Annotated in this window: 22 protein-coding genes and 1 pseudogene; 16 read left to right on the top strand and 7 right to left on the bottom strand. The window is 72.2% G+C overall.

The window, feature by feature from the left end; translation table 11 throughout:
* The first annotated feature begins 34 nt into the window (after nt 1–34).
* A complete protein-coding gene (locus K7B10_RS09060; RefSeq protein WP_229335519.1) occupies nt 35–1,825 on the top strand; it encodes a VanW family protein in 1,791 nt (596 codons plus the stop codon).
* A gap of 70 nt (nt 1,826–1,895) precedes the next feature.
* On the opposite strand, the gene K7B10_RS09055 is transcribed toward K7B10_RS09060, so the two are convergent.
* Together K7B10_RS09055 and K7B10_RS09050 are read right to left on the bottom strand one after the other, a co-directional pair.
* Nucleotides 1,896–2,117 carry an acyl-CoA carboxylase epsilon subunit gene (locus tag K7B10_RS09055; RefSeq protein ID WP_229335518.1) on the bottom strand — a complete coding sequence of 74 codons (222 nt, stop codon included), beginning with the start codon at nt 2,115–2,117 and terminating at the stop codon, nt 1,896–1,898.
* A complete protein-coding gene (locus K7B10_RS09050; protein WP_229335517.1) occupies nt 2,114–3,388 on the bottom strand; it encodes a cytochrome P450 in 1,275 nt (424 codons plus the stop codon). The genes K7B10_RS09055 and K7B10_RS09050 overlap by 4 nt, the downstream gene beginning before the upstream one ends.
* A 204-nt stretch (nt 3,389–3,592) precedes the next feature.
* Here K7B10_RS09050 and K7B10_RS09045 point away from each other — a divergent pair, with 204 nt between their 5' ends.
* From K7B10_RS09045 to K7B10_RS09030, 4 genes are read left to right on the top strand one after another with little or no spacing between them, the layout of a single operon-like run.
* On the top strand, nt 3,593–4,642 hold the full coding sequence (locus K7B10_RS09045; RefSeq protein WP_229335516.1) for a type III polyketide synthase: 1,050 nt from the start codon (nt 3,593–3,595) through the stop codon (nt 4,640–4,642).
* A 28-nt stretch (nt 4,643–4,670) separates the two neighbouring features.
* Entirely contained in the window at nt 4,671–5,888 is a 1,218-nt protein-coding gene (locus K7B10_RS09040; RefSeq protein ID WP_229335514.1) for a cytochrome P450, read from the top strand.
* The gene (locus tag K7B10_RS09035; RefSeq protein WP_229335512.1) at nt 5,885–6,421 is read left to right on the top strand and encodes a cupin domain-containing protein; all 537 of its coding nucleotides are present in this window, start codon (nt 5,885–5,887) and stop codon (nt 6,419–6,421) included. Before K7B10_RS09040 ends, K7B10_RS09035 begins: the two co-directional genes overlap by 4 nt.
* Nucleotides 6,422–6,472: 51 nt before the next feature.
* On the top strand, nt 6,473–7,381 hold the full coding sequence (locus tag K7B10_RS09030) for a hypothetical protein (RefSeq protein WP_229335510.1): 909 nt from the start codon (nt 6,473–6,475) through the stop codon (nt 7,379–7,381).
* Here K7B10_RS09030 and K7B10_RS09025 read toward each other — a convergent pair.
* The 3 genes from K7B10_RS09025 to K7B10_RS09015 all read right to left on the bottom strand — a co-directional run bounded on the left by K7B10_RS09025 (nt 7,370) and on the right by K7B10_RS09015 (nt 10,898).
* Entirely contained in the window at nt 7,370–8,887 is a 1,518-nt protein-coding gene (locus K7B10_RS09025) for an MFS transporter (RefSeq protein ID WP_229335508.1), read from the bottom strand. The genes K7B10_RS09030 and K7B10_RS09025 overlap by 12 nt on opposite strands.
* A 165-nt stretch (nt 8,888–9,052) precedes the next feature.
* On the bottom strand, nt 9,053–10,198 hold the full coding sequence (locus K7B10_RS41240) for an NUDIX hydrolase (protein ID WP_229335506.1): 1,146 nt from the start codon (nt 10,196–10,198) through the stop codon (nt 9,053–9,055).
* A 76-nt stretch (nt 10,199–10,274) separates the two neighbouring features.
* Nucleotides 10,275–10,898 carry a LysE/ArgO family amino acid transporter gene (locus tag K7B10_RS09015; protein ID WP_229335504.1) on the bottom strand — a complete coding sequence of 208 codons (624 nt, stop codon included), beginning with the start codon at nt 10,896–10,898 and terminating at the stop codon, nt 10,275–10,277.
* 69 nt (nt 10,899–10,967) lie between these two features.
* Here K7B10_RS09015 and K7B10_RS09010 point away from each other — a divergent pair, with 69 nt between their 5' ends.
* The 6 genes and pseudogenes from K7B10_RS09010 (at nt 10,968) to K7B10_RS08985 (ending at nt 17,683) form a co-directional block, all read left to right on the top strand.
* Nucleotides 10,968–11,906, top strand: coding sequence for a LysR family transcriptional regulator ArgP (locus tag K7B10_RS09010; protein WP_229344865.1), 939 nt, complete (start codon nt 10,968–10,970; stop codon nt 11,904–11,906).
* Between the two features lie 28 nt (nt 11,907–11,934).
* Nucleotides 11,935–12,321: pseudogene (locus K7B10_RS09005) on the top strand (TOBE domain-containing protein); the annotation flags it as partial.
* Nucleotides 12,322–12,431: 110 nt separating this feature from the next.
* Nucleotides 12,432–13,514 (top strand): magnesium/cobalt transporter CorA, encoded by a 1,083-nt coding sequence (gene corA, locus K7B10_RS09000; protein ID WP_229335502.1) that lies wholly within the window; start codon nt 12,432–12,434, stop codon nt 13,512–13,514.
* Between the two features lie 156 nt (nt 13,515–13,670).
* The gene (locus K7B10_RS08995; protein WP_229344864.1) at nt 13,671–14,483 is read left to right on the top strand and encodes a chitosanase; all 813 of its coding nucleotides are present in this window, start codon (nt 13,671–13,673) and stop codon (nt 14,481–14,483) included.
* 420 nt (nt 14,484–14,903) lie between these two features.
* On the top strand, nt 14,904–15,257 hold the full coding sequence (locus K7B10_RS08990; RefSeq protein ID WP_229335501.1) for a DUF805 domain-containing protein: 354 nt from the start codon (nt 14,904–14,906) through the stop codon (nt 15,255–15,257).
* 206 nt (nt 15,258–15,463) lie between these two features.
* Nucleotides 15,464–17,683, top strand: coding sequence for an NADP-dependent isocitrate dehydrogenase (locus tag K7B10_RS08985; protein ID WP_229335500.1), 2,220 nt, complete (start codon nt 15,464–15,466; stop codon nt 17,681–17,683).
* Nucleotides 17,684–17,813: 130 nt separating this feature from the next.
* Here K7B10_RS08985 and K7B10_RS08980 read toward each other — a convergent pair whose 3' ends face one another.
* Nucleotides 17,814–18,272 carry a hypothetical protein gene (locus K7B10_RS08980; RefSeq protein WP_229335498.1) on the bottom strand — a complete coding sequence of 153 codons (459 nt, stop codon included), beginning with the start codon at nt 18,270–18,272 and terminating at the stop codon, nt 17,814–17,816.
* 209 nt (nt 18,273–18,481) lie between these two features.
* On the opposite strand from K7B10_RS08980, the gene K7B10_RS08975 reads away from it, so the two are divergent.
* From K7B10_RS08975 to K7B10_RS08965, 3 genes are all read left to right on the top strand, one after another.
* The gene (locus K7B10_RS08975; protein ID WP_229335496.1) at nt 18,482–19,417 is read left to right on the top strand and encodes a cation diffusion facilitator family transporter; all 936 of its coding nucleotides are present in this window, start codon (nt 18,482–18,484) and stop codon (nt 19,415–19,417) included.
* Nucleotides 19,418–20,166: 749 nt separating this feature from the next.
* On the top strand, nt 20,167–21,837 hold the full coding sequence (locus tag K7B10_RS08970; RefSeq protein WP_229335494.1) for a glycoside hydrolase family 71 protein: 1,671 nt from the start codon (nt 20,167–20,169) through the stop codon (nt 21,835–21,837).
* 62 nt (nt 21,838–21,899) lie between these two features.
* Nucleotides 21,900–23,084 (top strand): aminotransferase class V-fold PLP-dependent enzyme, encoded by a 1,185-nt coding sequence (locus K7B10_RS08965; RefSeq protein ID WP_229335492.1) that lies wholly within the window; start codon nt 21,900–21,902, stop codon nt 23,082–23,084.
* On the opposite strand, the gene cobF is transcribed toward K7B10_RS08965, so the two are convergent.
* Nucleotides 23,053–23,805 carry a precorrin-6A synthase (deacetylating) gene (cobF, locus tag K7B10_RS08960; protein ID WP_229335490.1) on the bottom strand — a complete coding sequence of 251 codons (753 nt, stop codon included), beginning with the start codon at nt 23,803–23,805 and terminating at the stop codon, nt 23,053–23,055. The two genes, K7B10_RS08965 and cobF, sit on opposite strands and share 32 nt — an antisense overlap.
* Before the next feature lie 18 nt (nt 23,806–23,823).
* Between cobF and K7B10_RS08955 the strand changes: the two genes are divergently transcribed.
* Together K7B10_RS08955 and K7B10_RS08950 are read left to right on the top strand one after the other, a co-directional pair.
* On the top strand, nt 23,824–24,579 hold the full coding sequence (locus K7B10_RS08955) for a (Fe-S)-binding protein (protein WP_229335488.1): 756 nt from the start codon (nt 23,824–23,826) through the stop codon (nt 24,577–24,579).
* Nucleotides 24,576–25,929: lactate utilization protein B (locus K7B10_RS08950; RefSeq protein ID WP_229335487.1), on the top strand; the 1,354-nt coding region annotated here is incomplete at its 3' end. The genes K7B10_RS08955 and K7B10_RS08950, both read left to right, overlap by 4 nt.

Raw genomic sequence — 25,929 nt, 5'->3', positions numbered from 1 at the left:
ACCAGAGCCACCGGCACCGGGAGAGACGAGAGACATGCGACGCGTACACCGCCTGACGATCAACCGGCGGACGGCCCTGCCCCTCGTCGGCGGAGCCGCCGTCCTCGGCTTCGGCGGCCTCTACCTCACCGGCCTGGCCGTGGCGGGCGACGCCATCGCCGACGGCACCCACGTACGGGGCGTCGACATCGGCGGCATGAGCCGTACGGAGGCCAAGACCGCCCTCGACCGCGCGCTCGGCCCCGCCGCGGCCGCCCCGATCGAGCTGCGGATCGGCGACCGCGCCGAGAAGGCCGCGCCCGCCGCCTTCGGGCTGTCCCTGGACACCGCCGCCACCGTCGACCATGCGGCGCGGGCCGGAGCCGACCCCTTCACCGTGATCGGCCGCCTGCTCACCCCGGCCGAGAAGCGTGAGGTCGAGCCCGTGATCCGTACGGACGGTCCCACGAGCACCGCCGAGGTCGACCGGATCACCGCCGCCGGCCGCGACGCCCGCGACGGCGACATCACCTTCGAGGACGGTACGGCCCGGGCCACCGCCCCCGTCACCGGCATCGCCGTGCGCGCCGACCAGGCGTCCGACACCGTGCGCGCCGCCTACCTGCGCCCGCAGGCCGGCCCGGTCGCCCTCCCCGTGGACCGGAAGCCGCCGACCGTGGGGCAGCAGGAGACCGCGCGGGCCCTGAAGGAGTTCGCCGAGCCCGCGATGTCCGGCCCGGTCACGCTCAAGGTGGCGGGAAAGACGGTCACGCTCACCCCCGCCGCACTCGGCAAGCACCTGTCGGTCGCACCGGACGCGCAGGGCCGGCTCGTGCCGAAGCTCGACGCCAAGGGGCTGCTGGCCGAGCCCGCGGTCGCCCGGCAGGTCGCCGCGGCCACCCACCCCTCCCGCGGGGCCACCTTCCGCGTGGACTCCGCCGGCCGCGCGGTCGTCGCCCAGGACGGGCGCTCCGGGGTGCAGGTCACCGAGAAGGCCTTCGCCGACGCCGTGGTCCCGCTGCTGACGCGCACCGGCACCGCCCGTACGGGTGAGGTCGCCGTCACGACGGTCCACCCGCGACTGACCGCCGCGAACGCCCGGAGCATGGGCATCAAGGAGAAGATGTCGTCCTTCACGGTCAACTTCCCGGCCGCGCCGTACCGCACCACCAACGTCGGGCGGGCCGTGGAGCTGATCAACGGCTCCGTCGTGCTGCCCGGCGAGACGTGGAGCTTCAACAAGACGGTCGGCGAGCGGACCAAGGAGAACGGCTTCGTCGACGGCATCATGATCAATGACGGCCGGTACGTGAAGTCCCCCGGCGGCGGCGTCTCGGCGGTCGCGACGACCATGTACAACGCCATGTTCTTCGCCGGCGTCCAGCCGATCGAGCACGGGGCCCACTCGTTCTACATCGAGCGCTATCCCGAGGGCCGTGAGGCCACCGTCGCCTGGGGCACCCTCGACCTGCGCTGGAAGAACGACTCCGGCCACGCGATCTACGTCCAGGCGCAGTCCACCGACACCTCGCTGACCATCAGCCTGCTCGGCACGAAGAAGTACGACGAGATACGCGCGACCCAGGGCCCGCGGACGAACACCACCCCGCCGGCCAAGCGGACCGGATCCGGTCCGACCTGCGAGGTGCAGACCCCGCTGGAGGGCTTCGACGTGGCCGTCGACCGGGTCTTCGTCCAGGGCGGGCAAGAGGTCAAGCGGGAGACCTACCGTACGCACTACACCCCGCGCGACGAGGTCACCTGCGACGCCCCGCAGACCCCTGCGGCCCCGAGCCCCTCGGCGAACCCGACGGGCCCGGCCGCCGGGCAGCCGGGCCGCGCCTGACACCTCGTCCGCCGTGCGATCCACGGCGCCCGCCGCCGCTCCCTGATCCGGCCCGATCGGCAAGACGCCCCTAGACGAACCCCGCGGGCGAGCGCGCCCGCCAGGAGTGGGCGGGACAGTGCACCACCGACGTGACGTTCCGGTCCCAGTGGGCCCGGTGGCGCCGGGAGGAGTGGGGCGCGCACGGCACGGCGGCCGTGCGCGCCAGTATGAGCAGGGCGGCCGTGAGGGCCGCCAGTTCTATGTGGTCCGGGGTGCCGCGGACCACCTTGATCCGGTGCCGGCGTATCACCAGGTCACCGGCAGGGTCTTGGGCCCCCGGATCAGCGCCCCGGCCTGCCATTCGAGCTGCTCGGGCGGCACGGCCAGGGACAGGCGCGGATAGCGTTCGATCAGCGTGGTGATGATGATCTCGGACTCCATACGGGCCAGCATCGAGCCGACGCAGTGGTGCGGCCCGTTGCCGAAGGCCATATGGGCGATGGGCCCGCGGTCGAAGTCCAGCGCGTCCGGGTTCGGGAACACCTCGGGATCGCGGTTGGCCGCGAGGTACGAGGAGTACACCGTCTCCCCGGCCTTGATGGTGACCCCGGCGATGTCCACGTCCCGCGTGGCGATCCGCGGCAGACCGACCCCGCTGCGGTGCGGGATGAACCGCAGCAGCTCGTCGACGGCCTGGGGGATCATCTCCGGCTCCCTGCGCAGCCGTTCGTGGTGCTCCGGATGGGTGAGCAGGGCGTACACCATGTTCGCGCTGTTGTTGCGGACGGCGTGCGCACCGCTCACGAGGATCGCGGTGGCGATGGAGACGGCCTCCGGCTCGGTGATCTCACCGGCGTCGGCGGCCCCGGCGAGGACTCCGGCCAGGTCGTCGCTCTGCTTCTCCCGCCGCATGGCGAGCAGGGAGACCACGCATTCGCGGACCGTCTTGAGGGCGTCGGTGCTCTTGTCCGGGGCCGGGCCCGGGGTCATGATCACGTTCGCCCAGGAGGTCATGTCCTTGCGCATGTCCTGCGGCATCCCCAGCAGGTCGGCGACGGCCGCGAGCGGGAACGGGCCGTGCAGGTGCTCGACCAGGTCCGCCGGCGAGCCGTGCCGCTCCATCTCGTCCAGGAGGCTGTCGGCGGTCTGCTGCACGGTCGGCCGCAGCCTCTGCATGCTCTTGCCGGTGAACGCCCGGGCGACCACGCGGCGCATGTCGTTCAGGCGCGGCGGATCGGCGTAGTTCATCGACGCCTGCTGCGAGGCGATCGCATGCGGGGAGGAGGCGGTGATGGTCCGCCCGACCAGTTCCGAGCGGCTGAAGCGCGGATCCGTGGTCGCCGCCTTCACATCGGCGTAGCGCGCCATCAGCCAGGCGGTGCCCTGGCCGAACGGCAGCCGGATCCGGGCGGCCCGTTGGTCCCGCAGGCGGTCGTGCAGGAACGGGTCGAAGTCCAGCGCCTCGAAGTCGTCCAGGTTCCAGCAGTGCACCGGTTCGCCCGAGGCAGGGTCCACCCCGGCGTCCATTTCCGGGTCCATCTCCGGCTCCGGCCTGAGGGCGGTTTGCGGGTCTGACGTCATGGTTCATCTCCCTGCGTGGATGGCACCCCCCAAGGCGCGATTCCGCGGGAAATCGGCAGAGCGATCCCTTCCCTGTCGTCACACGCTCCGCTGCCTCCTCGGCGCAGCGTCACCGGATTGGCTCATGTCACCAACGCCGTAGTCCCGCGCGCGCATCCGGCGGAGGTCGATGAGGCTGTGTCAGACACGAAAGGAGAGCCACCCATGGCGACTCTGTGCAGGCCAACGGTGTGCGTGCCCGAGCACGTGATCACGATGGAGCAGACCCTTGATCTGTGCCGGTCCGTGCACGCGGACCATCCGCAGCTCGACCTGGCGCTGCGCCTGATCCGCAACACCGGCGTCGCGAAGCGGCACATCGTGCAGCCCATCGAGGAGACGCTCAAGCACCCCGGTTTCGAATCGCGCAACGCCGTGTACGAGGCCGAGGCCAAGGCGCGGGTCCCGGCGGTGGTGCGGCAGGCGCTGGAGGACGCCCAGCTCCGGGCCAAGGACATCGACCTGATCATCTACGTGTCGTGCACGGGCTTCATGATGCCCTCGCTGACCGCCTGGATGATCAACGCGCTGGGTTTCCGCACGGACACCCGGCAGCTGCCCATCGCCCAGCTGGGCTGCGCGGCGGGCGGCGCGGCGGTCAACAGGGCCCACGACTTCTGCCTCGCCTACCCCGAGGCGAACGTGCTGATCGTGTCCTGCGAACTCTGCTCGCTGTGCTACCAGCCCAGTGACCTGGAGGTCGGCAACCTGCTCTCCAACGGCCTGTTCGGCGACGGAGTGGGCGCGGCCGTCGTCCGCGGCCGGGGCGGAACCGGCATGCAACTGCACCGCAACAGCTCGTACATCATCCCCCAGACGGAGGACTGGATCATGTACGACGTCAGGTCCACCGGATTCCACTTCAAGCTCGACCGGCGAGTCCCGGGGACCATGGAACCGCTCGCTCCGTCCCTCAAGGACCTGGCCAAGGCCCATGGGTGGGACGCCGCCGCGCTGGATTTCTACATCATCCACGCAGGTGGGCCGCGCATCCTGGACGACCTGAGCAAGTACCTCGGTGTGGCACCCGAGGCATTCCGCTTCAGTCGGGCCACACTGACCGAGTACGGCAACATCGCCAGCGCCGTCGTCCTGGACGCACTGCGTCGAATGTTCGACGAGAACGGTACCGCTGACGCCGCGCGGGGCCTGCTGGCCGGTTTCGGCCCGGGCATCACCGCAGAGATCTCACTGGGCAGCTGGACCTCGGAATGAGGGACCGGGTGAGGGAGGAATCCGAAGAATGCTGAAGGACGGCCCCGCAACAGCAAGGCCACCCATCACGCACTGGCCCACCCCGGCCCTGGACGGGGTCGACTTCGACCCCGTCCTCGCCGAGCTGATGCAGGCGGGTCCGATCACCCGGATCCGCATGCCCAACGGAAGCGGGTGGGCCTGGCTCGTCTGCCGGTACGACGACGTGCGCATGGTGGCCAACGATCCCCGGTTCAGCCGCAAGCTGGTCGTGGAACACGACGTCACCCGCCTGGCCCCGCACTTCATCCCCGCACCGGGTGCGGTCGGGTTCGAGGACCCGCCCGACCACACCCGGCTGCGGCGCACCGTCGGCGCGGCCTTCACCACCCCCGGGGTGGAGCGCCTGCGCACCCGCGCGAAGGAGATGCTCGACGGCTACGTCGACGGGATCCTGCGCGACGGCCCGCCCGCGGACCTGACCGAACGCCTGCTGGCGCCCTTCCCGCTCGCCGTCGTGTGCGAGCTGATGGGCGTCCCGGAGGAAGACCGGCCCAGGGTCCACGAATGGACCACGCTGATCCTCTCCTCGGCCCAGGGCGCGGAACGCAGCGAGCAGGCGAAGAACGACATGTGCGCCTACCTGGGCGGGCGCATCCGCACCGGGGAAGTGGCCGGCGGCGACAGCGTCATCGGGCTCCTGGTGAAGGCCATCGAGGCGGGTGAGGTCACCGCCGAGGAAGCCACCGGCCTCGCCCTGCTCCTGCAGATCGGGGGCGAGGCCGTCACCAACAACGTGGGCAACATGGTCTACATCCTCCTCACGCGGCCGGACCTGATGGACCGGATGCGCAGCGACCCCGGCCTGCGCCCCACGGCCATCAACGAGCTGCTGCGCTACATCCCGCACCGCAACGCGGTCGGGCTCTCCCGGATCGCCCTGGAGGACGTCACCGTGGCGGGCCAGCTCATCCGGGCGGGCGAGGCGATCTACGTCTCGTACCTCGCGGCCAACCGTGACCCGGAGGTCTTCCCCGACCCCCACGAGCTGCAGTTGGAGCGCAGCCCCAACCCGCACGTCTCCTTCGGGTACGGACCCCACTTCTGTCCCGGGAACATGCTGGCCCGCCTCGAATCCGAGCTGATGGTGGACGCCCTGCTGGACCGCTTCGCGGACCTGCGCTTCAGCGTCCCCGTCGGCGAACTGCGCTGGCGGCCCGGGGCCCTCATCCGCGGGCCCGAAGGTCTGCCCGTGACCTGGTCATGACCGCGCACGTCGCCCGCGACGGGCTGCTCGTGCCACCGGGTCACGGCCGCAAGCTGCACACCGACGCCCAGCAGGTCACGTTCAAGGTCACCGGGGAGCACTCCACGGTGGCCTCGAGCTTCGAGGTCGTCGTACCTCCGGGGTTCGACGTCGGGGCGCACCTGCACACCCGAAGTGAGGAGCTGTTCTACGTCCTGGAGGGTGAACTCGACGTCATGGCCTTCGAGCCGCGCGTCCGTTCCGGGGACGACTGGCGACACTGGGAGGCGCTCGACGGACGCCAGGTCGTCCGTGCCACGCCCGGAACCGTCATCGTGGTTCCGCCCGGTTGCCCGCACGCCTTCGCGAACCCCACCGGCGAACCGGCCCGGATGTTCTTCCAGGCCTCCCCGCCCCCCGATCACGAGCGGTACTTCGAGGAGCTCCTCGAACTGCTCGACACGAGCGCCACCCCGGATCCCGCCGCGATCCAGGCACTCCGGAAGCGCTACGACATCGAACAGCTCACGCCGCTGCGCCACGAGCTGTCCTGACCACCACCGCGACACCCCTCACCCAAACGCACACCATTCTCGGGAGACTTCATGCTGCGCACGCGCCGCAAACTTCGCACCGCCACGTACGTCCTGGCGACCGTGATCGCCGCCAGTGCCTCGATCGCCGCGGCCCCGGCACAGGCCGCCCACTCCCTGCCGTCCTACTGGTGCTACCTCAACGGCGTCGAGGTGCGGTCCGGTCTGACGGTCGTCAGAGGCACGGAGGGCGTCGACACGATCCTGTGCGAGAACGACGTCGAGAACGTCATCATCGACGGCGGCGGCGGCAACGACAACATCCGCGTCAAGGGCATGCTGATCGACTCCCAGGTGCTCGGCGGCGAGGGCGACGACACGCTCCAGGTCAACAACCTCGCCCCGAAGAACGGCAACTCGTCGGTGCGCGGCGGCCTCGGCAACGACACCATCATCACCGCGCTCGTCGTGGGCACGGCCGACCACGGGTCCAGCGTCTACGGCGACCACGGCGACGACAAGATCACCACGGGCAGCGTGATGGGCCAGCCGGGCGAGTACGAGCGCGGCGGCGGCCAGGTCTTCGGCAACGACGGCAGCGACCTGATCCGCACCGGCAACGTCGACCTCGGCGGCCGGGTCCTCGGCGGCAGCGAGAACGACGTCATCGAGCCCAAGTCGGTGGGCGCGGAGTCCGCGGGCATCGTCCAGGGCGGTCCCGGCAACGACACGGTCCGCGGTCTGAACGACACGGTCCTGACCATCGGACCGGGCTACGGCCAGGTCGACGGCGGGATCGGGACCAACTCCTGCCGGGTGAAGCACTTCTCGACCGGCGACCGGGTCCGCAGCACGCTGGCGAACTGCCCGTCCAGCGAAGCGGGCCCGGCGACCCCGTCGGCCCCCGCTTCGCCGGCCGCTCCCGCGACCCCCGCCAAGCCGGCGGCGCCCGCGGCCGCCGGCGGCCACTCACCGCGCTGACGGGCGGCGGCCTCCGGGCGCGCCGTGCCGGCGCTCCACGGACAGGCCGCCGGGCAGCATGAACAGGGTCAGCACCGCGCCCACGGCGAAGATCGCCGCCGATGCGGTGAAGACCGTGTGGTAACTCTCCAGGGCAGCCCGCGCCGCAAGGTCGGGCGTGGGCTGCCGGCCCGCCAGTGAGCGGGCGACGGCTCCGGCGGCAAGGGTGCTCATGAGCGCCGTGCCGACGGAGCCGCCCGTCTGTCGCATGGCGTTGACGGTCGCGGAGCCGACGCCCGCGTCCCGCGGGTCGATGCCGGCCGTGCCGAGGTTCATGGCGGCCGCCGTGATCAGGCCCATGCCCAGCCCCGTGGCCACCTGGCCCGGCAGCACGTCGACGACGTACGGGCCGGTCGCCGTCAGGTTCGTCATCCAGGCCATGCCGCACGCCGAGAGCAGCATGCCGGTGACGATGCGCGGGCGCCCGCCGATCCGGCCGAGCAGCCCCATGTTGCTGCCGATCGCGCCGATCATGGTGCAGCCGGACATCGGCATGAAGGCCAGGCCGGTCTTGGCCGGGCTGTAGCCGCGGGTGTGCTGCAGGTAGTACGTGAGGAACAGGAACACCCCGAACATGCCGACCCCGGTGATGAACACGGCGATCAGCGCCGCGCCCCGCACCCGGTCGAGCACGATCCGCAGCGGCAGCAGCGGGTGCGTGCTGCGGCGCTGCCACCACACGAAGGCGGCGAGCAGCAGGGCGGCGGCCCCCAGGAAGCCCAGGGTGTGCACGGACCGCCAGCCGCCCAGGCCGGCCGTGGCGAGCCCGTAGACCAGGCAGAACAGCCCGGACGAGGCGAGCACCGTGCCCGGCAGGTCCAGCCGGGGAGCGGTGGTGGGCGCCGGCCGCTTGAGGAGCAGCACACCGCCGGTGACGGCGACGGCGGCGAACAGCAGGTTCACGTACATCGTCGAGCGCCAGCTCAGGTGCTCGGTGAGGAATCCGCCCAGCAGCAGGCCCACGGCGCCCCCGGAGGCGGCCAGCGAACCGAACACGCCGAAGGCCTTGGCGCGTTCCGCGGGCGCGGAGAAGGTGGTGGTCAGCAGCGAGAGCGCGGCCGGGGCCAGCAGCGCCGCGAACACCCCCTGCAGGGCGCGGGCCGTGACGAGGACCCCGAAGGTGGCCGCGGCGCCGCCGAGCGCGGAGGCCGCCGCGAAGCCGATCTGCCCGATGAGGAAGGCGCGGCGGCGCCCGAACTTGTCGGCGAGGCGGCCCCCCAGCAGCAGGAGGCTGCCGAAGGTGATCGCGTACGCGGTCACCACCCATTGCCTCTGGTGGTCGGAGAACCCCAGGCCGGCCTGGGCGGACGGCAGGGCGATGTTCACGATGGTGGCGTCGAGGACGACCATGAGCTGGGCGAGGCCGATGACGCCGAGGATCCACCAGCGGCGCGGATCGGGCGGCGCCGCGGCGTCGGGCGCGGCGGAGGCGGTGCTGGTTCCGGGACGGGTCGGCTCTGCGGACATGGTGGGGCTCTCCATGGGTTCCGCGCGTTCTCGCCGGCGAGTGGGCGTACGCGTGTGCGTGGACTGTCTGCTTCGACGATGCGTGAGGGCGCCCCGTCACCCGTGCGCCACGCCATGACGCCGTCCGGATGGACCAGTGCGGCGTCCGTTTCCTCTGCCGTTCCCCTACCGTTTCCCCTTCTTCCTCCCCTTCTTCCTCCCCTTCTTGCGCGGGGCCTCGGCCGGGCGCCCGGCGTGGAGTTCGAGCGGGCCCGTGCCCTCGGCGCGGGCGCGCAGACAGGCCTCGATCTGGCGGCGCAGGGAGGGTTTGACCAGGTCGCGCAGGTCCGCGGCGGGCACCGCCCGCCAGCGCAGCAGCTCGAAGGGGGCGAGCCGGATCCGGCCCAGGGCGGCGGCGCCCAGGACCCCGCCGTCGTACAGGAAGCGGATGCGGGCCGGGTAGCCGTGCTTGTGGGCCCAGTTGACGGCGAGCAGCCGGCCCGGTGCCAGGTCGAGGCCGAGTTCCTCCCGAACCTCCCGGCGCGCGGCGTCGCGCGGTGTCTCGCCGAGGTCGCTGTCGATCCCGCCGCCCGGCAGGTTCCAGCGCCCGGAGTTGCCGTACGAGGGCTCCACCAGCAGGATCCGGCCCGCGGAGTCGGTGAACACCACGCTGGCCGCCGTGATGGCCTTGGGGCGGGCGGCCCGGTGGCTCGCGGCGTCGAAGGATCCGGCGTGCTCCAGGGCCGTACGCCGCAGCGGGTCCAGTCCGGCCGGGGAGCCGGGCTGGGGCACACCGTCGACGAGGTGCGCGAGGGACCCGGCGTACAGGGCGGCCAGAGCGGCGCGCAGCCGGGGCGCGACCCGGGCCGGGAGCACCTCGTACGCCTCCTCCGGCGCGAGCCAGCGGGCGGCGGCCCGGCCGGTCGCGCCGCGGAGCGCGCCGGCCTGCTCCGGCGGGAGCGGCCCGACCAGGTGGACGTGGGTGATGAGGGAGCGGCCGAGGGAGCCGGGCCGCCGGGAGTCCACGGCGAGCAGCCGGCCGACCGGCACGGACAGGCCGAGCTCCGCCTCCAGCTCCCGGGCCAGCGCCTCCTCCGGGGTCTCGGTGTCCTCGACGGTGCCGCCCGGAAGTTCCGCGGCCGACCGGTACGAGGCCGGCCGTACGAGGACCCGCCCGGCCGGGTCCAGCACGATCGCGGTGGCGGCGACGAGCGGGGACGGCCGGGCGGCGTAGTACTGGCGGACCTCGTCGGGGGAGGGGCGGCCGGACGGCCGCTCGGACGGGTCGCCGTACGGCCGGTCGGGAGGACGGTCGGACGGGCGCTCGGGCACTGCGGACTCCTGGTGTCTGGTCGTGCCACCGTACGGGGAGGATCCGCACCCCGCTCGGGCCCGTCGCGCTCGCCGGTCAGGCCCGGGCCAGGAGCATCCCGCCCATCGTGACCATGGTCGCCGCCACGAGCCCGTCCAGCACCCGCCAGGCCGCGGGGCGCGCCAGCGGGCCGCTCAGCAGCCGGGCGCCGTAGCCGAGGGCGGCGAACCAGACCAGGCTGGCCAGCCCGGCCCCGATGCCGAAGGCCCAGCGCAGGTCCCCGCGGTCGGCGGCGAGGGAGCCGACCAGCAGGACGGTGTCCAGGTAGACGTGGGGGTTCAGCCAGGTCATGGCCAGGCAGGCCAGCACGGCCCGGCGGCGGGACCCGGCGGTGGCCCCCTCGGTGCCCAGGGCTGCGCCGGGGGTGGGCCGCAGCACCCGGCGCGCGGCGAGGAATCCGTAGGCGATCAGGAAGGTGCCGCCGGCGATGGCGACCGCGGTCAGGGCGGCCGGCCAGGCGGTGACGAAGGCGCCGACCCCCGCGACGCCCAGGGCGATGAGGAGCGCGTCGGAGACGGCGCAGATGGCGACCACGGAGAGGACGGCGTGCCGGCGCACCCCCTGCCGCAGGACGAAGGCGTTCTGTGCGCCGATGGCGACGATGAGGGAGAGTCCGGTGCCGAAGCCGGCGAGTGCCGCCGCGATGATGCCGTGTGTCATGTCTCCGACCGTAGGCAGCGGCGTGGTTTCAGTACAGCTAAAGATTTTTACGTACCCTTAGCGCTCGTGATGGAAGAGCTTCCCCTGGACCAGGTACGGACCCTGCTCGCCGTGGTGGACGAGGGCACCTTCGACGCGGCGGCCGCCGCCCTGCACGTGACCCCGTCCGCGGTGAGCCAGCGGGTCAAGGCGCTGGAGCAGCGGACGGGGCGGGTGCTGCTGATGCGCACGAAGCCCGTCCGGGCGACCGAGTCCGGGCAGGTGGTGGTCCGCTTCGCCCGGCAGCTGGCCCGGCTGGAGCGGGACGCGCGCGCCGAGCTCGGCATGGCGCAGGAGTCGGGCGGCCCGGTGCGGCTGCCGATCGCCGTCAACGCGGACTCCCTCGCCACCTGGTTCCTGCCGGCGCTCACGCGGGTGCCGCAGGATCCGCCCGTCTTCTTCGAACTGCACCGGGAGGACGAGGGGCACACGACGGCACTGCTGCGGGAGGGCCAGGTGATGGCGGCGGTCACCTCCTCGCCGGATCCGGTGGCCGGGTGCACCGTACGCAGGCTGGGGCTGGCGCGGTACCTGCCCGTGGCGAGCCCCGGGTTCGTGGCCCGGTACCTGACCGGGGGCCTCGCAGAAGGCCTGCGGGAGGCGCCGGTGGTCGTCTTCGACCGGCGGGACGAGCTCCAGGACGTGTTCGTACGGTCGCTGACCGGCGATCAGGAGGCCGGGGCCGGGCCGCTGCGCCACCACGTGCCGACCTCCGAGGGGTTCCGGGACGCGGTGGCGGCAGGGCTGGGCTGGGGGCTGGTGCCGGAGCCCCAGTCGGAGCCGTTGGTGCGCGCGGGACGGCTGGAGCTGCTCGCGCCGCGGCGGCCGCTGGACGTTCCGCTGTACTGGCAGCAGTGGAAACTCGACTCCCCGGCGCTGTCCGCGGTGGCGCAGGTGGTGGCGGCCGCTGCGGCCGAGGCCCTGCGTCAGGACGCCACCCGGCACCCGGCGGTCCGGGCCCGCTCCTGATCCGCGGGGCACCACCTAAGCTGCGGGCATGGAGTCCTACACGATCGGTCAGGCCGCCCGGCTGCTCGGCGTCAGCGTCGACACGGCCCGCCGCTGGGCCGACGCCGAGCGCTTCCCCACCCGCCGGGAGGGCACGCGGCGGATGGTGGACGGGCCGGATCTGGCCGCGTTCTGCGTACAGGCCGTGCAGGAGGCGAGCGAGAGCGAGGAGGCCCCCTACACCTCGGCGCGCAACGCCTTCCCCGGCATCGTCACCGCCGTGAAGCTCGGCACGGTCGACGCCCAGGTCGAGATCCAGGCCGGCCCGCACCGCATCGTGTCGTTGCTGACCCGCGAGGCCGTGGAGGAGCTCGGCCTGGAGGTCGGCGCGCGGGCCGTGGCCCGGGTGAAGTCGACGAGCGTCTTCATCGACCGGGTCCGACGCCCGCGTCCCGCGCGGCGCGGACCGCGCCCGCGCGCGTGGACCGGTCCGGCGGCGGTGGCAGACTGGCCGCTGATCCGCCGAAGGGAAGTACCTCGTTGTCCATGTTCAGCAACCTGCGCCGGGCCGTGCGCCGCGGCTACCGGAGGGCCGTCGACCTCAGCCACCCCGCCCGCTCCCCGCTCGGAAGCGCGGTGGTCAACTGCGTGGTCTACGTGGACGGCGCACGGCAGGACGGCTGCGCCGAGGTCGAGGAGGCGCTGCGGCGGGTCCGCAAGACCGGCGACGGGTTCGTCTGGATCGGCCTCCACGAACCGACGAGGGAGGAACTCGCCGGGCTCGCCGAGCTGTTCGGCCTGCACCCGCTCGCCGTCGAGGACGCGGTGACCGCGCACCAGCGCCCGAAGGTGGAGCGGTTCGACGACATACTGTTCTCCGTCTTCAAGACCGTGCGCTACGTGGAGCACGAGGAACTCACCGCGACGAGCGAGGTCGTGGAGACCGGCGAGCTGATGGCCTTCACCGGCGACGACTTCGTCATCACCATCCGGCACGGCGGCCACGGCACGCTGGGCCCGGTCCGCGAGAGCCTGGAGGCGGCGCCGGACCAGCTCGCGAAGGGGCCGTCCTCGGTGCTGCACGCCATCGCCGACCACGTCGTCGACGACTACGTGGCCGTCACGGACGCGGTGCAGAACGACATCGACGCCGTCGAGACCGCGGTGTTCAGCGAGTACGGCGGCCGGGGCGACGCGGGCCGCATCTACCAGCTCAAGCGCGAACTGCTGGAGCTGCGCCGGGCGGTGGCCCCGCTGAGCCGCCCGCTCCAGCACCTGGCCACGCAGCCGATACCGGTGATCCCCGCGGAGGTCCGCGCGTACTTCCGCGACGTCTCCGACCACCTGACCCGGGCCACCGACCAGATCAACGCGTACGACGCGCTGCTCGACTCCATCCTCCAGGCGCACCTGGCGCAGGTGACCGTCGCGCAGAACGAGGACATGCGCAAGATCACGGCGTGGGCTGCCATCGTCGCCGTGCCGACCATGGTCTGCGGGGTGTACGGCATGAACTTCGACAACATGCCCGAGCTGCACTGGGCGTACGGCTACCCGATCGTGGTGGGCGTCATGGCGCTGGCCTGCTTCGTCATCCACCGGGGCTTCCGCCGCAACGGCTGGCTCTGACCCGTCCGGCGGTCCTCGCAACACGCGTGGCGTGAACGGGTATTGAGCTGTCGCGACCTCTGGTAGTAAAGTTTCCTAACGAAGTCGCTCAAGCCTCAACTTCCCCCTGGAGGACTTGTGTTCGCCCCCCACCGCAAGAGCATCGCCATCGGCGCCCTGCTCGGCAGCGCCCTCCTCGCCGTACCGGTGACCGCCCACGCGACGGCGGCACCGGCGTCCGCGCCGGCATCCGCGTCCCCCGCCGCGGTACCGGCGAAGGCCGTCGGTCTCGACGACCCGGCGAAGAAGGACATCGCCATGCAGATCGTCTCCAGTGCGGAGAACTCCTCCCTGGACTGGAAGGCGCAGTACAAGTACATCGAGGACATAGACGACGGCCGCGGTTACACGGCCGGGATCATCGGCTTCTGTTCCGGTACCGGCGACATGCTCGACCTCGTCGAGTACTACACCGACGTCAAGCCGGGCAACGTGCTGGCCAAGTACCTCCCGGCCCTGCGGAAGGTCGACGGCACGGACTCGCACAGCGGACTCGACCCGAACTTCACCAAGGACTGGGCGAAGGCGGCGCAGGACACCGAGTTCAAGAAGGCCCAGGACCACGAGCGCGACCGCGTCTACTTCAACCCCGCCGTCAATCAGGGCAAGTCCGACGGGGTCGGCACGCTCGGCCAGTTCATGTACTACGACGCCATCGTCATGCACGGCAACGGCGGCGACTCCACCAGCTTCCGCAACATCCGCAAGCGGGCGCTGTCCAAGGCCAAGCCCCCGGCGCAGGGAGGGAACGAGACCACCTGGCTGAACGCCTTCCTCGACGCGCGCGTCTGGGCGATGAAGCAGGAGGAGGCGCACAGCGACACGAGTCGTGTCGACACCGCGCAGCGGGTCTTCCTCAAGAAGGGCAACCTGAACCTCAACACCCCGCTCGACTGGAAGGTCTACGGGGACTCGTTCCACATCGGCTGAGCGGGCCGGTGAGTTCACGGTGAGTCAACGGCGTCCCGTACCGGCCGAGGGTCCGGCGCGGGACGCCGGTGCGTGTGCGTGACAGTGGCTGACAGGGTCGCGGAGCGGTAACGATGTGGGCGTGGACGCCCGTGCTCCGCCGGGGAGAAGACGGTGCGCGGAGCCCCGCCGGGCGGCTCTGGTGACACTTCCGCATTACGAATTGGCCCCTATCACCCCTGTTTCGTCACCCCGTGTGACGCGGCGCGATCAGTGGGTTCCAAGTGGTGGCCGGGGCCGGTGATTTTGGCCCGTGAACCCGGGATAAGCGGTGATTCCGGCGTCTTGTGAACTGGCTTGACCGCCACATAAGCGGGGCATAAGTTCTGCCTCGGCTTGCTCCATCAGGACGGGCCGACGAACCGTCCTCAGGGGGGACCCATGCACTACTACACCGACGTTCTGAAGAAGTACGCCGACTTCTCCGGCCGCGCGCGCCGCCAGGAGTTCTGGATGTTCTTCCTGTTCAACATCGCCGTCGCCATCGTCGTCGCGATCATCGACTCCGTGGTCGGCGCGAACATGATCATCTACGGCCTGTACTTCCTGGCGATCATCGTCCCGTGCATCGCCCTCACCGTCCGCCGGCTGCACGACCTCGGCAAGTCCGGCTGGTGGTACTTCATCGGCTTCGTCCCGCTGATCGGCGGCATCTGGCTCCTGGTCCTCCTCGCGTCCGAGGGTCAGCCGCAGCCGAACGAGTACGGCCCGAACCCGAAGGCCGTCCACGCCTGAGCAGCCCCGCACGCCTGAGCGTCGTCACCCGGCTGGAAACAGCCGGTGGCGGCGCTCTCGCCGTTTACGGGCAGCGCAAGCCCGGAGGTGACGCGCGTCTCCCCGGGACTCGGGCAGGGGGCTGTCCGGACCGGCCCGATCACGAGATATCTTGATGTCGAGCAATGTTGCAGACGAGAGACGCAGACTGTGGAGCGGAGCATCCGGTGACTGACTCGACCATCATCTACACGCACACTGACGAGGCCCCGGCCCTCGCGACGTATTCCTTCCTGCCTGTGATCCAGGCCTACGCGTCGACTGCCGGTGTGAATGTCGAGACCCGTGACATCTCCCTGGCCGGTCGGATCATCGCCAGCTTCCCCGAGCACCTCGAGGAGGGCCAGCGGATCGCCGACGCCCTCGCCGAGCTCGGCGAGCTGGCGAAGACGCCGGAAGCGAACATCATCAAGCTGCCCAACATCTCGGCTTCGATCCCGCAGCTGAAGGCCGCGGTCGCCGAGCTCCAGGGCCAGGGCTACGCGCTCCCGGACTACCCGGACGACCCGAAGACCGACGAGGAGCGCGAGATCCGCGCCCGCTACGACAAGGTCAAGGGCAGCGCCGTCAACCCGGTCCTGCGTGAGGGCAACTCCGACCGCCGCGCCCCCGCCTCGGTCAAGAACTACGCCAAGGCCCACCCGCACCGCATGGGCGCCTGGACCTCCGAGTCGAAGACGAACGTCGCCACCATGGGCGAGAACGACTTCCGCTCGACCGAGAAGTCCGCGGTCGTCACCGAGGCCGGCACGCTCCGCATCGAGCACGTCGCCGCCGACGGCACCGCCACCGTCCTGCGCGAGTCCGTACCGGTCCTGGCCGGCGAGGTCGTGGACGCGTCCGTCCTGCACGTCGACGCGCTGCGCACCTTCCTGAACGACCAGATCGAGCGCGCCAAGGCCGAGGACGTCCTGTTCTCCGTGCACCTCAAGGCCACGATGATGAAGGTCTCCGACCCGATCATCTTCGGCCACGTGGTCCGCGCCTTCTTCCCGAAGACGTTCGCCCGCTACGGCGAGACCCTGGCCTCCGCCGGCCTGTCCCCGAACGACGGCCTCGGCACCATCCTGAACGGCCTGGGCGCGCTGCCCGACGCCGACGCGATCAAGGCCTCCTTCGACGCCGAGATCGCCGAGGGCCCGGCCCTCGCGATGGTCGACTCGGACAAGGGCATCACCAACCTGCACGTCCCGTCCGACGTCATCGTCGACGCCTCCATGCCGGCCATGATCCGCACTTCCGGCCACATGTGGGGCCCGGACGGCAACGAGGCCGACACCCTGGCCGTCCTCCCGGACAGCAGCTACGCGGGCGTCTACCAGGTCGTCATCGACGACTGCCGCGCGCACGGCGCCTTCGACCCGTCCACGATGGGCTCGGTGCCGAACGTCGGCCTCATGGCCCAGAAGGCCGAGGAGTACGGCAGCCACGACAAGACCTTCGAGATCGCCGCCGCGGGCACCGTCCGCGTCGTCGACGCCGAGGGCAAGGTCGTCCTGGAGCAGCAGGTCGCCAAGGGCGACATCTTCCGCGCCTGCCAGACGAAGGACGCGCCGATCCAGGACTGGGTCAAGCTCGCCGTCACCCGCGCCCGTGCCACCGGCGTCCCGGCCGTGTTCTGGCTCGACGAGAACCGCGCGCACGACGCGCAGCTCATCGCCAAGGTGCGCACGTACCTCGCCGAGCACGACACCGAGGGTCTGACGATCGAGATCCTCTCCCCGGTCGAGGCCACCGCGTACTCGCTGGAGCGCATCCGCCGAGGCGAGGACACCATCTCGGTGACCGGCAACGTGCTGCGCGACTACCTGACCGACCTCTTCCCGATCCTGGAGCTGGGCACCAGCGCCAAGATGCTGTCGGTCGTCCCGCTCATGAACGGCGGCGGCCTCTTCGAGACCGGCGCCGGCGGCTCCGCCCCGAAGCACGTCCAGCAGCTGGTCAAGGAGAACTACCTGCGCTGGGACTCCCTCGGCGAGTTCCTCGCGCTGGCCGTCTCCTTCGAGCACCTCGCGACCACCACCGGCAACGCCCGCGCCCAGGTGCTGGCCGACACCCTGGACCGCGCGACCGGCTCCTTCCTCAACGAGGACAAGTCGCCGAGCCGCAAGCTGGGCGGCATCGACAACCGCGGCAGCCACTTCTACCTCGCCCTGTACTGGGCGCAGGAGCTGGCCAAGCAGACCGACGACGCCGAGCTGGCCACCGCGTTCGAGGCGCTCGCCAAGACGCTGGGCGAGCAGGAGCAGACCATCGTCGGCGAGCTCGTCGCCGTCCAGGGCTCCCCGGCCGACATCGGCGGCTACTACCGGCCGGACGCCGTGAAGGCCGCGGCGGTCATGCGGCCGTCCGCGACCTTCAACCAGGCGATCTCGACCCTCGCCTGAGGTCCGGTCGTCTCGATCGATTCCGCCCCGGTCGGCAGCAGCCGACCGGGGCGGACCCGTGTTCCGGCGCCCGCGGGCGGCCGAACCGCGCCCGTGATCACCGGCGGCCCCCGCGCGTCCGGTCCCCTGGTCAGAGGCGGTGGACGCGTTCCCCCGGGAAGGCCAGCGGGGAGCGGCCCGCGGCGAGGATGCGCAGCCCCGGGGCCGCCGTGAGCAGCCGCCGCAACCAGGCCAGCGCATCCGGCTCAAGGTGCTCCGCGCCGTCCAGGACGAGGAGCATGTCCCGCTCGGCGAGCCACGAGACGGCGTCCGTCGTCCCGTACGGCAGGAAGGGCATCCCCGGTACGCAGCCCAGCGCGGCCGTCAGCTCGCGCAGTCCGAAGGGCCGGCCCGGCGTGACGACGGCCGTACCGTCGTAGAAGTTGGACGACAGCCGCTCGGCGATCTCCCGCACCAGCAGGCTCCGGGGCTCCCGGAACCGCCCCGTGACCGTTAACACGCGTCCCCGCCGGACGGCGGTCAGCAGGCGTGACAGCTCGTCGGATGTCGCCGGCAGCGTCCCGGCCCGGCCCGAGTCCCTCATCGGCACGATGCCCCCCATTGCATGCGTGTCCCATGCGCGGCAAAGGGTTCTTTCGAGCCGCGTAGCGATGATTATGCGCCAGTTCTGCCGGAAGACCAGGGGAATGTCGGATTCCGGTCGGATTTCCGTTCGGATTCGGAGAATTCCCGGGGAAGACCCCGGCCACCCGCCGGGTGGAGGATCCCGGCGGGCGCGGGCAGCCGCCCTGTGGTCGGATGCCGATCATGGGCCATGACCACGGAGCTCCCTCGGCGGCGGCCGGGACCGTCAGCGGGACCTTCCGCGCCCGCCTGCTCTGGACCATCGGGATCAGCGCCACGATCACCCTCGTCCAGGTGGTCGGCTCCCTGCTCTCCGGCAGCCTCGCCCTCCTCGCCGACGCCGCGCACAGCCTCACCGACGCCGTCGGCGTCTCCCTCGCGCTCGGCGCGGTCACCCTCGCCCAGCGCGCCCCGACCCCGCGCCGCACCTTCGGCTACTACCGGGTCGAGATCTTCTCCGCCGTCCTGAACGCCCTGCTCCTCCTGGGCATCTTCGTCTGGGTCCTCTACACCGCCATCGGCCGCTTCAGCGAACCCGTCGAGGTCAAGGGCGGGCTGATGTTCGGCGTCGCCGTGGTGGGCCTGGCCGCCAACGGCGTCGGCCTGTGGCTGCTGCGCGACGCCAAGGAGCACAGCCTCAACCTGCGCGGCGCCTACCTGGAGGTGCTCGGCGACGCCCTCGGCTCCGTCGCCGTCATCATCGGCGGCCTGGTCATCCTGCTCACCGGCTGGCAGGCCGCCGACCCCATCGCCTCCATCGTCATCGGCCTGCTGATCGTCCCGCGCGCGTACGGCCTGCTGCGCGAGGCCGCCCACGTCCTGCTGGAGGCCACCCCGCAGGACATGGACCTGTCCGACGTACGCCGCCACCTCATGGGGGAGCCCGGCGTACTGGCCGTGCACGATCTGCACGCCTGGACCGTCACCTCCGGCATGCCCGTGCTCACCGCGCACGTCGTGGTCGCCGACGAGACCCTGCGCGGCGAGGACCACGGCAAGCTGCTCGCCCGGCTCCAGGCCTGCGTGGGCGAGCACTTCGACGTGGCCCACTCCACCCTCCAGCTGGAACCGGAGGGGCACACCGAGGGCGAACGGGCCGTGCACACCTGACCGCGCGGCGCCCTCCCGCCCACCCGGCCCGGTGCGGAACCCGGGGCAGCGCACCCGTCACGGCCGCCACCACCGGTTCCCGCCGCCGCGCGTGGTGCCGTCTGAGGTCCTCCACCCGGTAGCGCCGGGTCCGCGCGTGCCAGGTGGCGGTCGCGGCCATCCACAGCTTGAGCTCCTCCCCGTACCGGTCCGGCGCCGCCCGCGCCGCCACGTCCATCCAGCAGTTCGCCCCTCGTACTCCACAGACCGCGCTGCCCGGCCCCGAGGGCCCGGAGGGCAGCCCGGCGCGCCGCCATGGAGCGGCTGGAGCGCAGGTGTCACTCGTGGCCGCCCGACTGCCGGTCCTGGTGCCCGCGGGCGTACGTGTGCACCGCGCCGACCTGCTCCGGGGCAGGCCGGTCCGTACGCGCATCGGGGGCAGCTCGGCGCCCACCGCGTGCTCGACGAGCCCGCCGACCAGGGAGCCCCGCCGAACTTGCGGCGCTGTTCCACGTACTCGAGCGGATTGGCGACCCGGCCGATGCCGATGTGGTCGAGCTCCCACGGGGACTCCACCAGGAGGTTGCAGGTGCTGAGCGAGAACCGGGCGAACCGGTCCGCCGAAGCCGTCCTGGTCCCCGACGCCCTCGGGATCCTGGAGAACGTGGACATCGCGGCCCCCGCTCCTGACGGTTGTCCGGGGGCCGCCGATCGGCTGTACTGCTCTGCAGCCCCGTACCCGGGGCGCCGTGCAGGGGAGGGCACCCACGATGAGTTCACACCGCCGCCGTCGGGGCTTGCGGGGACGGTCGCTGCCGGCCCTGTCGGCCGCCGCCCTCCTGCTCGCCGCCGTCTGCGCCGCCGCCGGCATCGCCTGGGATCCGTTCACGGCCGACGCCCGCCAGGGCGCCGCGTCCGCCCCCGTCATCGGCACGCCCTGGTCCGCCGGGCCCGACCCGGGCGCGGGGAGCCCGTCCCCCGGCGCCACCGGCCCGACCCCGACCGCGCCCGGCGGGAGTTCGGGAGGCCAGGACGCGGGCACCACCCCGGGCGCCGGGGACGCCGGAGCCGGACGGGCCGCCGGCGCCCTGCCGTTCGACCTGCCCGGGCCGGCCGCCCTGCGCACCGGCGGCGCCGCCAAGAAGCTGGTGTTCGCCCACTACTTCACCCCGTACCCCCTCTCGCTGGACAATGCGAGCGCCGACGCCGACTACTACACCCGCAACTACCTGAACCCGGCCGGGGAGAACGGCAAGCACGAGCGGTACGGCGGCCTGCTGCGCGACCGGCCGCTGCCCGTCCAGCCCAAGGGAGGCAACTGGGAACGGGCCAACCTCGAGCAGGAGGTGCGCACCGCCCGCGCCGCGGGCCTCGACGGGTTCACGCTCGACATGCTCTCCCTGTCCGGACCCAACCGGGACCGCGCACAGCTCCTGATGGAGGCCGCCCACGCCGTCGACCCCGGCTTCAAGATCATGCTGATGCCGGACATGACCTCGCTGAACACGGACGACCCGGGCGTTCTCGCCGACGCCGTCGCGGCCCTGGGCAAGGCCCCGGCCGCGCACCGCCTCGGCGACGGCCGGCTCGTCGTCTCCCCCTTCAAGGCCGAGGCGAAGAGCGTCGCCTGGTGGACGCAGGTCATCGACCTGCTCAGGACCCGGCACGGCATCCGCACCGCCTTCGTCCCGACGTTCCTCGACTCCGACGCCAACAGCGCACGGTTCGCGCCGATCAGCCACGGCTTCTCCGAGTGGGGCAGCCGCAGCTACGTCGGCCAGGAGAGCGCCACCCGCGACGTGCAGCGGGCCCACGGCATGGGCAAGATCTGGATGCAGCCGGTGTCGGTCCAGGACGCCCGCCCCAACCAGGGCGTCTACGACGAGGCCGGCAACACCGCCACCCTGCGCTCCACCTGGACGCACGCCATCGACGACGGCGCCGACTGGGTGCAGCTCACCACCTGGAACGACTACTCGGAGGGCAGCCAGTTCGCGCCGTCGCTGCACAACGGGTACGCCTACCTGGACCTTTCCTCGTATTACCTGACGAAGTTCAAGACGGGCAGCTGGCCGAAGATCGTCCGCGACACCCTGTACGTCTCAGCCCGCACCCAGTTCGCCGCCGCGGACCCCACCGGCGCCCAGTCGCTGGTGATGTCCCTGCGCAAGGGCAGCGCCGCGCCCCGCGACACGGTCGAGGTGCTCAGCTTCCTGAAGGCCCCGGCGACCGTCCGTACGGTGGTGGGCACGGCCGAGGACGCGCACGAGGCCCCGGCCGGCATCCACTCCGAACTGCTCCCGCTGCGCCCGGGCACCAGTTCGGCGGCGGTGGTGCGCGACGGGAAGACCGGCGCGGAGGTGAAACTGCCCTACGCGGCGGACGGCACGGTGAGCGTCCAGGACCTGCAGTATTACGCCGTCACCAGCGGGCGGGACTAGGCCCGGACAGCCGTGGCGGGTGATGATGCGGGCGTCCGCCGCGCCGCACACCCGGAGGCCCCGTGAACCCGTCCACGCCGATACGCCCCGCCGAGTTCCCCGGCGGGCCGGCCCTGTTCCGGCTCGATCCCGCCGTCTCCCACCTGAACCACGGGTCGTTCGGCGCGGTGCCGATCCCCGTGCAGGAGGCCCAGGCCGCCCTGCGCGAGGAGGCGCACGCCGATCCCGACGCCTTCTTCATCGACGCCCCCGACCGGATCGCGGCAGCCCGCGCCCGCGTCGCCCGGCACCTCGGCGCCGACCCCGACGGCATCGCCTTCATCGCCAACGCCACCGAGGGCGCCAACCTCGCCCTCGACGCCGTCCCGCTCGCCGACGGAGACGAGATCCTGGTCACCGACCACGGCTACGGCACCGTCGTCGCGGCCGCCGCCCGCCGCGCCCCGATCACCACCGTCGCACTCGACCCGTACCTTCCCGACGAGGACGCCGTACGCGAGACCGTGCTGGCCGCGCTGACGCCCCGCACCAAGGCGGTGGTGCTGGACCACATCAGCTCGCCCACTGCCCGGCTCATCGCCTCGCCCCGGTTGCTCGCCGACCTCACCGCCCGCGGGATCACCACCCTCGTGGACGGGGCGCACGCCCCCGGCATGGTCGCGGACCCGCTCGCCGCGGGCGCCGACTTCTGGTTCGGCAACCTGCACAAATGGGGGTACGCCCCCTCCGGCAGCGCCGTCCTCGCCGTCGCCCCCGCACACCGAGGCCGGGTGCGGGCGCTGGTGCCCTCCTGGGAGGACGCGCACGGCTTCCCCCGCTCCGTCGAGAACCGCGCCACGGCCGACTACACCGGCTGGCTCGCCGCCCCCGAGGGCCTGGACCTCCTCGACCGGCTCGACGCCGCGAAGGTACGGGCCCACAACGCGGCCCTCGCCGCCCACGGCGCGGCCCTGCTCGCCGAGATTCCCGGGCTCACTCCGCTCCCGCACACCGAGGGCCTCGCCATGCGCGCCCTGCGGCTGCCGCCGGGCACCGCCGAGACCCAGGCGGAAGCGAGCGCCCTGCGCGAGCGGATCGCGGCGGACCTGCGCATCCGGGTACTGGTCTGGGCGTGGCCGGGCGGCGGGGGCATCCGCGTCTGCGGGCAGATCTACAACCGGCCCGAGGAGTACGAACGCCTCGCCGCCGAGCTCCCGGCCTGCCTCCAGGCCGCCCTCAGCCGCGCCGGAGCAGGTACGTGTCCATGATCCAGCCCTTGCGGGCGCGGGCCTCGCTGCGGAGCTCCTCGATCCGGCCGGCCACCTCCGCCAGCTTCCCCGAGACCAGGATCTCGTCCGGGGTGCCGACGTAGGCGCCCCAGTAGATGAAGAGGTCCTGGTCGAGGTGGGCCGTGAAGGCGTGGCGCGCGTCCAGCATCACCACGACGTCGTCCACGTCCTGCGGCCAGCCCTCGGCGAGGCGCCGCCCGGTGGTGATCTGGACGGGCCGGCCGACCCGGTTCAGATTGGTCCGGTGCCGGGCCAGCAGCGCGGAGATGCTGCTGATGCCCGGTACGACTTCGTGCTCGAACGCCACCCGGCCCCGCTCCAGCACCTCGTCGAGGATGGCGAGGGTGGAGTCGTAGAGCGAGGGGTCGCCCCAGACGAGGAACGCGCCGGTCTCCCCGTCCGCGAGGTCCTCGGCGACGAACCGCTCGAAGATCTCGGCCCGCGCGCTGCGCCAGCCGTCCACGGTCGGGGCGTACTCGGCCGGGGTCCGGTCGCGGTCCGGGTCACGGCCCTCCACCAGTCGGTGGCCGGGGCGGGCGTGCGCGTCGAGCATCGCGCGCCGCAGCCCGGTCAGATCCGCCTTCTCCTCGCCCTTCTCCAGGATGAGGAATGCGTCCGCCGCGCCGATCGCCCTGACCGCCTGGAGGGTCAGGTGGTCAGGGTCGCCCGCGCCTATGCCGATCACTGAGAACTTCTTCACGCCGCTATTCTGCCCGTCATGCGTGCCGCCCTGTTCGTCACCTGCGTCAACGACGCGCTGTACCCGCGGACCGGCATGGCCGTCGTGCGCCTCCTGGAGCGGCTCGGCGTCGCCGTGGACTTCCCCGCGGCCCAGAGCTGCTGCGGGCAGCCGCAGTACAACACCGGCTACCGGCGCGAGAGCGAACCGCTGCTGCGGCGCACCGCCGAGGCCTTCGCGGGGTACCCGTACGTGGTCACCCCGTCGGGGTCCTGCGCCGCGATGGTCCGCCTCCACTACCCGCGCATCGGCCGCCAGGCGGAGCGGGAGGGGAGGGGACCCGGGCTGGCGGCGCTGGCCGAGGACCTCGTACCGCGCGTGTACGAGCTGACCGAGTTCCTGGTCGACGTCCTCGGGGTGAGCGACGTCGGCGCGTACTTCCCGCACACGGTCACCTACCACCCCTCCTGCCACGGCGCGCGCGGGCTCGGGCTCGGGGACCGCCCGCGGCGGCTGCTCGCCGCCGTCAAGGGCCTGGAGCTGGTCGAGCTGCCCGGCGCCGAGGAGTGCTGCGGTTTCGGCGGCACCTTCGCCGTGAAGAACCCGGACGTGTCGGCGGCCATGGGCACCGACAAGATCGGCAACGCGGTGGGGACGGGCGCGGACGTGCTGTGCGGGGCCGACAACTCCTGCCTCGCCCACCTCGACGGAATCCTGCGCCGCGGGGGAGAGCCGATGCGGGCCCTGCACCTCGCCGAGATCCTGGCCTCGACGGAGGAGGAACCGCTGAAGTGACCGGCACGTTCGTGGGCATGCCCGCCTTCCCCGCCTTCCCGGACGCCGCCCGGGAGGCGGTGGGCGACCGGGTGCTGCGCGCCAACCTCAAGCACGCCACCCACACCATCCGCGACAAACGGGCCCGCGCGGTCGCCGAGCTGGCCGACTGGGACCGGCTGCGCGCGGCGGGCAAGGCCGTCAAGGACCACACCCTGCGCCACCTCGACCGCTACCTGATCCGGCTGGAGGAATCGGTGACGGCCGCGGGCGGCACCGTCCACTGGGCGGCCGACGCGGACGAGGCCAACCGGATCGTCACCGGGCTGGTGCTGGCCACGGGCGAGCGGGAAGTGGTCAAGGTCAAGTCCATGGCCACCCAGGAGATCGGCCTCAACGAGGCCCTCGAGGCGGCCGGGATCGCCGCGTACGAGACGGATCTGGCCGAGCTCATCGTCCAGCTCGGCCACGACCGGCCCTCGCACATCCTGGTCCCGGCCATCCACCGCAACCGGGCCGAGATCCGGGACGTCTTCGCGGCGGAGATGGGGCGCTGGGGCCGCCCCGCGCCCGAGGGGCTGGGGGACGACCCGCGCGAGCTCGCCGAAGCCGCCCGCCTCCACCTGCGCGAGAAGTTCCTGCGCGCCAAGGTCGGGGTGTCCGGTGCCAACTTCATGGTCGCCGAGACGGGGACCATGGTCGTCTTCGAGTCCGAGGGCAACGGCCGGATGTGCCTGACCTTGCCCGAGACGCTGATCTCGGTGGTGGGCGTGGAGAAAGTGGTGCCGACCTTCCGGGACCTGGAGATCTTCCTCCAGACGCTGCCGCGCTCGTCCACGGCGGAGCGGATGAACCCGTACACGACGATGTGGACCGGGCTCGGTCCTTCGAGAGGGGCGGACGGCGACGGACCCTCCGCCTTCCACCTCGTCCTCCTCGACAACGGCCGTACCGACACCCTCGCCGACGAGGTCGGCCGCCAGGCCCTGCGCTGCATCCGCTGCTCCGCCTGTCTCAACGTCTGCCCGGTGTACGAACGGGCCGGCGGCCACGCGTACGGGTCCGTGTACCCCGGACCGATCGGCGCCATCCTGAGCCCCCAACTGCGGGGCACCGGCAGCGAGATCGACGCGTCGCTGCCGTACGCGTCCACCCTGTGCGGCGCCTGCTACGAGGTCTGCCCGGTCGCCATCGACATCCCGGAGGTCCTGGTCCACCTGCGCGAACGGGTGGCCCAGGGCGGCCCGGTGACCCGGGAGGGCATCCGCGTACGGATCCGCCCGGCACGGGGGCACACCGCCGAGCGGGCCGCGATGCGGGCCGCCCGGCTGCTCCTGGACCGCCCCGGCGCGCTGCGCGCGGGGGAGCGCC

It is taken from the genome of Streptomyces flavotricini (genome assembly GCF_020639365.1).
In the GTDB taxonomy this organism is placed as follows: Bacteria; Actinomycetota; Actinomycetes; order Streptomycetales; family Streptomycetaceae; genus Streptomyces; species Streptomyces flavotricini.
The sequence above is the reverse complement of the archived record's forward strand: the minus strand, read 5'-3'. Positions and strand labels throughout refer to the sequence as shown.

Bases quoted from the DNA above. Each gene is read 5' to 3' on its own strand.
- K7B10_RS09060 (WP_229335519.1), top strand. From the start codon at position 35: ATGCGACGCGTACACCGCCTGACGATCAACCGGCGGACGGCCCTGCCC.
- K7B10_RS09050 (WP_229335517.1), bottom strand. From the start codon at position 3,388: ATGACGTCAGACCCGCAAACCGCCCTCAGGCCGGAGCCGGAGATGGAC.
- K7B10_RS09045 (WP_229335516.1), top strand. From the start codon at position 3,593: ATGGCGACTCTGTGCAGGCCAACGGTGTGCGTGCCCGAGCACGTGATC.
- K7B10_RS09040 (WP_229335514.1), top strand. From the start codon at position 4,671: ATGCTGAAGGACGGCCCCGCAACAGCAAGGCCACCCATCACGCACTGG.
- K7B10_RS09035 (WP_229335512.1), top strand. From the start codon at position 5,885: ATGACCGCGCACGTCGCCCGCGACGGGCTGCTCGTGCCACCGGGTCAC.
- K7B10_RS09030 (WP_229335510.1), top strand. From the start codon at position 6,473: ATGCTGCGCACGCGCCGCAAACTTCGCACCGCCACGTACGTCCTGGCG.
- K7B10_RS09025 (WP_229335508.1), bottom strand. From the start codon at position 8,887: ATGTCCGCAGAGCCGACCCGTCCCGGAACCAGCACCGCCTCCGCCGCG.
- K7B10_RS09015 (WP_229335504.1), bottom strand. From the start codon at position 10,898: ATGACACACGGCATCATCGCGGCGGCACTCGCCGGCTTCGGCACCGGA.
- K7B10_RS09010 (WP_229344865.1), top strand. From the start codon at position 10,968: ATGGAAGAGCTTCCCCTGGACCAGGTACGGACCCTGCTCGCCGTGGTG.
- corA (WP_229335502.1), top strand. From the start codon at position 12,432: ATGTTCAGCAACCTGCGCCGGGCCGTGCGCCGCGGCTACCGGAGGGCC.
- K7B10_RS08990 (WP_229335501.1), top strand. From the start codon at position 14,904: ATGCACTACTACACCGACGTTCTGAAGAAGTACGCCGACTTCTCCGGC.
- K7B10_RS08975 (WP_229335496.1), top strand. From the start codon at position 18,482: ATGCCGATCATGGGCCATGACCACGGAGCTCCCTCGGCGGCGGCCGGG.
- K7B10_RS08970 (WP_229335494.1), top strand. From the start codon at position 20,167: ATGAGTTCACACCGCCGCCGTCGGGGCTTGCGGGGACGGTCGCTGCCG.
- K7B10_RS08955 (WP_229335488.1), top strand. From the start codon at position 23,824: ATGCGTGCCGCCCTGTTCGTCACCTGCGTCAACGACGCGCTGTACCCG.